General features: G+C 75.0%; 3 protein-coding genes. All 3 read right to left on the reverse strand.

All coding sequences use genetic code 11. The annotated features are described in order from the left end of the window. Positions 1 to 240: 240 nt before the first annotated feature. Entirely contained in the window at positions 241 to 3,213 is a 2,973-nt protein-coding gene (locus ACZ56B_RS29930; protein WP_468797301.1) for a BTAD domain-containing putative transcriptional regulator, read from the reverse strand. Between the two features lie 303 nt (positions 3,214 to 3,516). Then, positions 3,517 to 5,511 (reverse strand): ABC transporter ATP-binding protein/permease, encoded by a 1,995-nt coding sequence (locus ACZ56B_RS29935; RefSeq protein WP_468797303.1) that lies wholly within the window; start codon positions 5,509 to 5,511, stop codon positions 3,517 to 3,519. Between the two features lie 194 nt (positions 5,512 to 5,705). Then, the coding region (locus ACZ56B_RS29940) for a type I polyketide synthase (protein WP_468797305.1) at positions 5,706 to 9,062 on the reverse strand (3,357 nt) is incomplete at its 5' end.

Consider the following 9,062-nt stretch of genomic DNA (forward strand, 5'->3'; position numbering starts at 1 on the left):
GGGGAAGTCGGGCGATACGCGCCGCCGGGCCGTCGGCCAGGCCATCATGCGCCGCCGGGCTCGGTGTTTTCCCGAGTGTTCCGGGCGGGCTTTCCACGCCGCTCGGAAAAGAACCTAGGGGATGCCCGGACGGGGACCCAGTTGGGTGTTTCCACCGACGGGTAATCGCGGGAACGGGCGAGGGTGACGCAGGTGCCGTGCGGCTTTGTCGTGTCGGTGCGGAGGACGGGATCTCGGGTGTCAGACGGTGAGCCGGGCGGCCGTCCGCTCGGTCCAGGCCTCCGCGCGGCGCCTGCGGTCCTCGCGGACCGTGCGGGGCACGAGCGAGTCGACGACCTCGCGGGTCGCCGGGTGGCGGAAGGCGTAGCGCCGGGCGCCGTTGGAGGTGGTGTGCCGGGAGCGGCGCAGGAAGTCCCGGCGCTCCAGATAGTCCAGCCACTGCGCGGCCTCGCCGCGGTCGCCGCCGCCGACCGCGGCGACGCCGTCGGCGCAGCACACGCCGCCGAGCGCGGAGGCGTTGACCAGGACGGCCTTGGCGGCGGGCGGCAGGGTGTCCAGGTGGGCGGCGACGACCTGCCGGACGTGCCGGGGCATGGGCGGCGGTCCCGCCGGGCGGCCGGACGGCCCGGCTGCGGTCAGCTCGCGGGCGTATTCCACGGCGTGGAGCGGGTTGCCGCCGACGCGGGCGAGGAGGTCGCGACGCAGTTCGGCGGGCAGGTCGCCGCCGTCGGTGGCGAGGAGCGCGTCGAGCAACGCGGCCGCGGAGGGCTCGTCGAGCGGATCGAGCGTGAGGGTGAGGGCGTCGCGCCGGCCACCGCCCCAGGCGGGCCTGCGGTCGAGCAGCTCGGGCCGCGCGGTGACGGCGACGAGCAGCGGCACGGGGCCGACGGCGCCGGCGAGATCCGTGACGACGTCCAGGACGGCGTCGGGCGCGGTGTGCAGGTCCTCCAGGACGAGCAGCAGGGGGCGTTCGGCGGCGAGTCCCGCCAGGAAGAGCCGCCAGGCGGCGGTGACGTCCGCCCAGTCGGCCGGGGCTGCGGGCGACCGGTCCGGCAGCAGCGGACGCAGCCGGTCGAGCAGCCAGGCCCCGCGGTCCCCGGTACCGAAGAGAGCGTGCACGGTGCGAGCGAGGGCACCGTCCTGGTCGGCTGCGCCTGCGGGTCGGTCGGCGCCTCCGGTTGGGACGGCGCCTCCGGGCCCGCCCGGCTCGTCGGCTCGCGTCGGGGGGCGGTGGTCGCCGTCGTGGATTCCGGCCGTCAGGGTGCGTTCCAGCAGGGCCAGGGGGCGGTCGCGGTCGCACCAGGAGCTGTGACCGGTGAGGACCGTGAACCCGCCCGGCACTCGGCGGGCCAGGCGGCCGAGTTCGTCCACCAGACGGGTCTTGCCCGCGCCGGGTTCGCCCAGCACGGTCAGGAGACACGGCCGCTGCTTGCGGACCACGTCCCCGAGCGCGCCGCGCAGTTGCTCCAGCTCGCGCTCCCGGCCCAGCAGCGGTGCCGTCCGCTGCGTGCCGGGCGGGCGGACCCCGAGCGGCTCGCAGGCGCCGTCGGGGCCGGCGGCGGGGCCGTAGGCGATGACGCGTTCACTGCCGGCGCGGGTCGTGGCGCACACCCGGATGCCACCGGGCGGCACGGTCTCCAGCAGCTCGACGCAGCTCTTGGGTACGGCGCCGTTCACGACGGGGATGGCGCCGGTGCCGTCGGCCGCGCAGGTGACGACGACGTCCCCGGTCGCGACGGCCACGCGAGGTGCCGAGCCGCCCCGGGCGGGGACCGGGCCGCCCGCGCCGTACTGCCGGAGCCTGCGCAGGATCGCGAGGCCCGCCCGCACCGCGCGGGGCGCGTCGTCCTCCCTGGTGCGGACCACGCCGAACAGCGCGAACGTGACCGGTCCGAGCACGCCGGACACCTTCCCGCCGTACCGCTCGACCTCCTCGCGGATGGCGACCGCCAGCTCCCCGGAGAGCCGGGCCGCGTCCTCCGGGTCGCCGCCGAGTCCCTTGCCGAGTGCGGTGCGCACGAGCAGCATCGACAGCTGCTTGCGCTGCTCGGTGAGCACACCGGCGGGTACGGCGGGGCGCGGGAATCCGGTGGTCGCGCCGGCCGGGTGCGGGAATCCGGTGATCCCGCCGACGGGGTGCGGGAATCCTGCGGTCACGGTCGCGGAGTGGGGGAATCCGGGGGCCGTGCTCGGAGGGCACGGGAATCCCATCGGCCCGGTCGCGGAGTGCGGGAACCCCGTGGGCGTGGTCGCGGGGACCGGTGGCCGGTCGGCGCGTGCCTCGGGGCGGGGGGCCGGAGCGGCGCCCGGCGGCACGGCCCCGCCCTCGACTCCGGCCCAGTCCATGCCCCCGGCCCCGGCCTCGCGGTGGGCACGCGTCGGCGAGGTTCCGTCGGCACGGGGGCGGACGCCTCGGCGGTCTCCTGACAGGGCCATGATGGCGAGTGCGTCGGGCTGGGCGAGGACCGGATCGTGGTCGAGGATGGCGCGTTCCATGGCGCGCAGCGTCCGGCCGGGCTCCAGGCCGAGTTCGGAGGCGAACGCGGTCCGTGTGCGCCGGTAGGTCTCCAGCGCGTCGACCTGTCTGCCGCAACGGTACAGGGCCAGCATCAGCTGGGCGGAGAGCCGTTCGCGCACCGGGTCGTGCTCGACGAGCGTCTCCAGCTCGCCGAGCACGTCGTGGTGGCGTCCGCAGGCGAGTTCGGCCTCGAAGAGGTCCTCCTGGGTGGCCGAGCGGGCGCGGGCGAGCGTGCCGAGTTCGGGCCAGTCGGCGCCGGTCTCCGCGAGGTCGGCGAGAGCGGGCCCGCGCCACAGGTCGAGGGCGGCGCGCAGGGTCCGCGCGGCGGACGCCCACGCGCCGGCGGCGAGGTCGCCGCGTCCCCGGTCGGCGAGGGCACGGTAGGTGGTGAGGTCGAGGTCGTCGTCGTCCACGCGGAGCAGGTAGCCGGGGGCGTGGGTGAGCAGGACGGGCCCGGTGGCGGTGTCGGCCCCGGTGAGCACGCCGCGCAGGGCGGAGACCGCGTTCTGGAGCATCTTGCGGGCGGTCGGCGGCGGTTCACCGGCCCAGAGGGCACGCAGCAGGGAGCTGGTCGCGACGACCTCGTTGGCGTGCAGCAGGAGATGGCCGAGGGTGGCGCGCTGTTTGCCCCCGCCCAGTGTGACCGGCCCGTGCTCGCCGTGGACCGCCAGCGGGCCCAGCACCCGGAATTTCATGCCGGTGTCGCTCCCGTTCCTCCCGACCGGAAAAAACCGAAAGGGAGCGGCCTTGTCTCCGGCATTCCCGAATGCGTCACACCGCGCCCGTCGTCGCTTTCCGAGTGATTCCTCAGGTGATTTCCGGGTGCTTTCCCCGGTGTTTCCCCGAGTGTCCATGCGACCGTTCACAGGTCTCGCACCAGGCCCTGTGAACGGCCGACGGACATTCTTCCTCCGGATCCGACAAGGAGGGTATCGGGAGTTCTCGGCGCGGTCACTGGGGAAAACACCGGACTCCCGGCCGGGCGCCGGCGGCTTCGGTCAGGGGGCCCGCCAGCGCAACGCCCGGTCGGCGATCCACAGGGAGCCCACCGACGCCACGGCCAGTACGGCGATGTCGAGCGCGAAGCCGCCGTCGATGTCGCCGGTGACGCTGTGCCGGATCGCGTCGGCGCCGTAGCTGGTCGGCATCAGGTAGCTGATGGCGCGCAGCACCGGCGGCAGGGACTCCAGCGGGATGAGCAGCGGAGCACCCAGCAGGAGGAGGAAGTTGAGCATGTACGTCACGATGGAGATCAGCTCGATCTTGTCGATCACGCTGCCGATGACCAGCCCGAGCGCGGCCAGCGGCAGCGCGGTCAGGGGGTACACGAACAGCAGCGTCGGCGACAGCGTGAGCCGGATGTCGTAGAGGACTTCCACCGCGAGCAGTGACGTGAGGAGTCCGGGGGCGATGAGCAGCAGCCGGGCCGCGACGAACGCGGTCACGAAGGCGATCTTGCTGATGGGCAGCGAGGCGTAGTACATCATCGAGCCCTCGGCCTTGATGGCGCCGATGCGCTGGGCGATGGCCGTGGTGCCGAGGGCGGCGATGGAGAACACGCCCGAGCCGCTGGCGATGTACAGCAGGCTCGTCTCGTCGGTGAGCCCGCTGCCGATCCGGGAGAAGCCGAACACCATGGTCAGGGGCATGAAGATGCCGAAGACCATGTGGACGTGCCAGGACGTGCGCACGATCAGCATGTGTTCGAACCAGAGGTACTTGAAGGAGGTGCCGAAGGTGGCGGAGCGTGCGCGCAGGCCGCGCCGCGGAGCCTTGGCCGGGGTGGGAGCGGGCGCCGGCCGCGAGGGGGGCGCGGCGGGGAGCGGTGCCGACTGGGCGGCGACCTCCGGGGCCGGTTGCGTCGCGTCGTCGGGAGCGTCGTTCGCGGGGTCGTCCGGGGCGCCGACCGGCACGAGCTCCTGCACCGCCGCCGGCCGGATGTCACCGTCCCCGGCCGGCCGCCGGGCCTCGGGTTCCCGGCCCGTCCGCCGCTCCGGGGCCGTGTCCGTCTCCGGCTGTCCGGCCGGGTCGCCCGGTTTCAGGCTGAGGTACACGTCCTCCAGGGTCGGCCGGGCGAAGCGGAAGTCGTCGACGCGGGTCACGCCGACGTCCGTGACCAGGACCTCCAGCAGCGGCTGGATCCGGTCGGGCGGGGCGGTCACCAGGTAGCTGCCGCTGCGGTCGCCGGGGCTGACGACACCGATCCGGCCGAGCCGTGCGGCCTCCTCGTCGGTGAGGCTGCCGCCGTCCCGGACGAACAGTTCCAGCCGGGCCTGCGCGCCGGTCTGCTCCTTCAGTTCCCCGGGGGTGCCCATCGCGGTGATGCGCCCGCCGTGCATGACGGCGACCCGGTGGACGGCCTTCTCGGCCTCCAGGACGTTGTGCGTGACGAGCACGACGGTGGTGCCGTCGTCGGCGGCGCGACGCTGGACGATGTCCCAGATCAACCGCCTGTTGTGCGGGTCGAGTTCGTTGGTCGGCTCGTCGAGGACGATGAGTTCGGGCCGGCCCATGAGCGTCATACCGAAGTTGACGAGCTTCATCAGGCCGCCGCTCAGCCGTTCCACCTGCCGGTCGGCGTAGGGGCCGAGGCCGAGTTCGTCGATCAGTTCGTCGGTCTGGCGGCGCGCGTCCGCCTCGCTCTGGCCGCGCAGCCGGCCCGTGTAGTGCAGCGCGCGGCGCGTCTCGATCAGCCGCATCGACAGGCCGCGCTGCGGCAGGAACCCGACGGTGGACTTGACCGTCTCCGGGTGCCGCACGACGTCGATGCCGTTGACGGCGATCGTGCCCGACGTGGGCCGCACCAGGCCCAGCAGTTGCAGCACGAGCGTCGTCTTGCCCGCGCCGTTGGCGCCGAACAGGCCGAAGACCTGCCCGCGCGGCACGTCGAAGGTCAGCCCGTCATTCGCCTTGATCAGCTCTCCGTTGCGCCCGCGATAGGAACGCACGAGATCGCGCACCTCGATCGCCGGGCCGTCGTCCGCCCTGACCATGCCCACGTGTCATCGCCTCTTCGGCTCAGGGATCCGGCAAGCCGCCGGTGATCCGCCGTTCATGTACCGGTCCGCCGTCACGCGCGCCACGGCACTCGGGTGCCGGGGCCGACGCGGAGGGGTTCGCCCCGGCCGCACGGCCACGCTAGGCCGGGCCGGGGCGTGGCCGTCAGTGGAAGCTCTCCACCCCCCGGTCACCCGTTGCCGAGTTCGTCGTCGAGGAGGGCGAACATCTCGTCGTCGGACAGCTCGTCCACGTCGAGGTCCGCGCCGTTCCCGCCGTCCGCCGGGGAGTTCCGCTGCGGTGCCGCGGTCCCGGACGCCGGTGGGGCCGCGGCCGTGGCCCAGCGGGTCTTGAGGACGTCCAGCCGGCCCGCGATCCGCCGGTGTTCCGGCCCGTCCGCGGGCTGCGGCAGTGCGGCGATCAGCTCCTCGACGCGAGCGAGCGCAGCGAGCAGCCGGCCGGAACCGGTCTCCTCCTGGTCCGGCACCAGCAGCGTGCACAGCCGCCGTGCGACCGCGTCCGGTGTCGGGTGGTCGAGGGCGAGCGTGGCGGGCAGCCGGACGCCGGTGGCGGCGCTGAGGCCGTTGCGCAGTTCCACGGACATCAGCGAGTCGAAGCCGAGGTCGCGGAAGGCGCGGCCGGGATCGACGGGGGCCGCCTCGCCGGGCCGGTGGCCGAGCACGGTGGCGACCTGCCCCCGCACGAGTTCCAGCAGCGTCGACCGCCGCTCGTCCTCGTCCATGGCGGCCAGCCGTTCCGCGAGCCCGGTGTCGGTGGCCTGCGCGGCCGTCCGACGCACCCGCACCAGACCGTGCAGCAGCGGCGGTACGTCGTCCCGGGCGCGCAGCGCCGCCGGGTCGAGCCGAACGGGCAGCAGTACCGGGCCGGGATCGGCGTCCGGGTCCGGCGCGGTGGCCAGGTCGAAGAGGGCCAGGCCCTCGTCGGCGCGCAGCGGCGGGAACCCGGCACGCCGCATCCGGTCCAGGTCCCGGGCCGTCAGCCCGCCGGCCATGCCGTCCGGCTGCTGCCAGGGCCCCCAGGCCAGGGACCGGCCCGGCAGGCCGAGCCGGTGCCGGTGGCGGACGAGGGCGTCGAGGAAGGCGTTGGCCGCGGCGTAGGCGCCCTGACCGGCGTTGCCGAAGGTGCCGGCAGCGGACGAGAACACCACGAACGACTCGACGTCCGGGAGGAGTTCGTGCAGGTGCCAGGCGGCGTCGGCCTTGGGCCTCAGCACGGCGGCGACCCGCTCGGGCGTCAGGTCACCGGTCACCCCGTCGTCCAGCACACCGGCCGCGTGCACGACGGAGGTGATGCGCCGCCCGCCGGACTGCTGCTCGGCGAGGGCCCGTTCGAGGGCGGCCCGGTCCGCGACGTCGCAGGCCACCGCCTCGGCGCGGGCACCGGCGCCGGTCAGCTCCGCGAGGAGTTCCGGGGCTCCCGGGGCGTCCGGACCGCTGCGGGAGACGAGCAGCAGGTCGCGCACGCCGTGCGATGCGACGAGGTGACGGGCGAGGAGGGCACCGAGGCCGCCCGTGCCGCCCGTGACCAGCACGGCCCCCCGCGGGGCGGGGTCGGCGCCCGGCTCGACGGTGACGCGTTCGAGCCGGGGGACGAGCACGTTCCCGTCCACGACGGCCACTTCGGGCTCGTCCAGTGCCAACGCTCCCGCGACTCCCGCCGGTCGGCCGGGTACGTCGAGCAGGGTGATCCGGCCGGGGTGCTCGCTCTGCGCGGACCGGAGCAGCCCCCAGGCGGCAGCGGCGGCCGGGTCGGCGCCGGTGGTGGCGCCGCGCAGGGCCACCACGAGGCGCGCGTCCGCGAACCGCTCGTCGCGCAGCCACTGCTGCACCAGCGACAGCGCCGAGGACGCGTAGGCGTGGGCGCCGGACGCCATGTCGTCGGCGCTGACCGCCAGCGGAGCCAGCACCGAGCGGTGCCGGGCGTCGACGGCGGACACCTCCGGGTACGGCGCGACCTTGACGCCGGCACCGCCCAGCGCCTCGGCGAGGTCGTCCGGGAGGTCACCGACCACGGCGATCTCGTCGGGCGTCTTCGTGTCCGAGCCGCCGGGGCGGATCCACACCGTCCGCAGCAACGCGTCCGGTGCCGCGGGGGCGGAAGCCGCACCGGCGAGGTCGTCGTCGACGACGGGCCGCACGGTCAACGCGCCGGCACACAGGACGGCTTGCCCGTCGGCATCGGTGACGGCGACGGCGACGGTCCGCTCCCCCGTCCGGGTCAGCCGCGCCCGTACGGACCTGGCGCCGGAGGCGTGGAGCACCACGTCCTCCCAGGCGAACGGCAGCGACGTACCGTCGTCACCGCCCGCTCCGGTGAAGCCGGCCGCGTGCAGCACGGCGTCCAGCACCGCCGGGTGGATGCCGTAGCCGTCGGTCGCCGTCCCTGCCGGCAGGGACACCTCGGCGAAGACGTCGTCGCCCCGCCGCCAGGCCCGCCGCAGCGCCCGGAACGACGGCCCGTACGCGAAACCGGCGTCCGCCAACGCGGCATAGTGCCCGTCGAGCCCGATGGCCTCGGCACCTTCCGGCGGCCACGTGTCCGCGCCGAGGGGTGACGGCTCGGCGGCGGCGTCGGTGAGGACTCCGGTGGCGTACGCGGTCCAGGCGGCGTCCGGGCCTTCCCGCTCCGGGCGTCCGTGGATCGTCAAGGCGCGCCGTCCGTCCTCGTCGGGGCCGCCGACCCGTACCTGCAACCGCATCGCCGCACCCGGGTCCGACAGCACCAGCGGGGCGAGCGTCGTCAGCTCCTCGACCCGTCCGGCGCCGAGTTCGTCACCGGCCCGGATCGCCAGTTCCACCAGCGCCGCGCCCGGCAGCAGGGTCCTCCCCAGGACGACGTGGTCGCCGAGCCACGGCTGGGACCGCGTCGACACGGTGCCGGTGAACACGGCACCGTCCCCGCCCGCCAGCAGCATCGCCGCTCCGAGCACCGGGTGCTCGGCGGGCACCAGACCGGCCGTGCGGACATCGCCCGCCCCGGCCGTGAGCGGATCCGGCCAGTAGTGCTGCCGCTGGAAGGGGTAGGTGGGCACGTCGACCGGGCGGGCCCCGGTGCCGGCGAACAGGGCCGGCCAGTCCACCTCGGCGCCGTGCACGAACAGCCGGCCCAACGCGGTGAGCACCGACGCCTCCTCGGGACGGTCCTTGCGCAGTACCGGCACCGCGAGGGCGGCCCGGGGTGCGGACTGCGCGATGAGGGCGGTGAGGGCGGCACCGGGCCCCAGCTCCAGGAAACGGGCCACACCCCGGCCGGTGAGGGTGCGCACACCATCGGCGAACCGGACCGTCTCACGGACGTGGCGCACCCAGTACCCGGCGGTGCGCAGATCGTCCCCGGCGGCCAGGGCGCCGGTGAGACCGCAGACCACCGGGATGCGGGGCGCGCGGAACTCCAGACCCGCCAGCGCGGCCCGGAAGCCGTCGAGCACCGGCTCCATCAGCGGCGAGTGGAAGGCGTGCGAGACCCGCAGCCGGGCGGTGCGGCGCCCGGGCAGGGCGGCGGCCACCGCGAGCACGGCCTCCTCGAC

It is taken from the genome of Streptomyces sp. NPDC034670, assembly GCF_055574875.1.

Excerpts from the sequence above, each read along its gene's own strand:
- ACZ56B_RS29935 (WP_468797303.1), bottom strand. The coding sequence starts at position 5,511 with ATGGTCAGGGCGGACGACGGCCCGGCGATCGAGGTGCGCGATCTCGTG.
- ACZ56B_RS29930 (WP_468797301.1), bottom strand. The coding sequence starts at position 3,213 with ATGAAATTCCGGGTGCTGGGCCCGCTGGCGGTCCACGGCGAGCACGGG.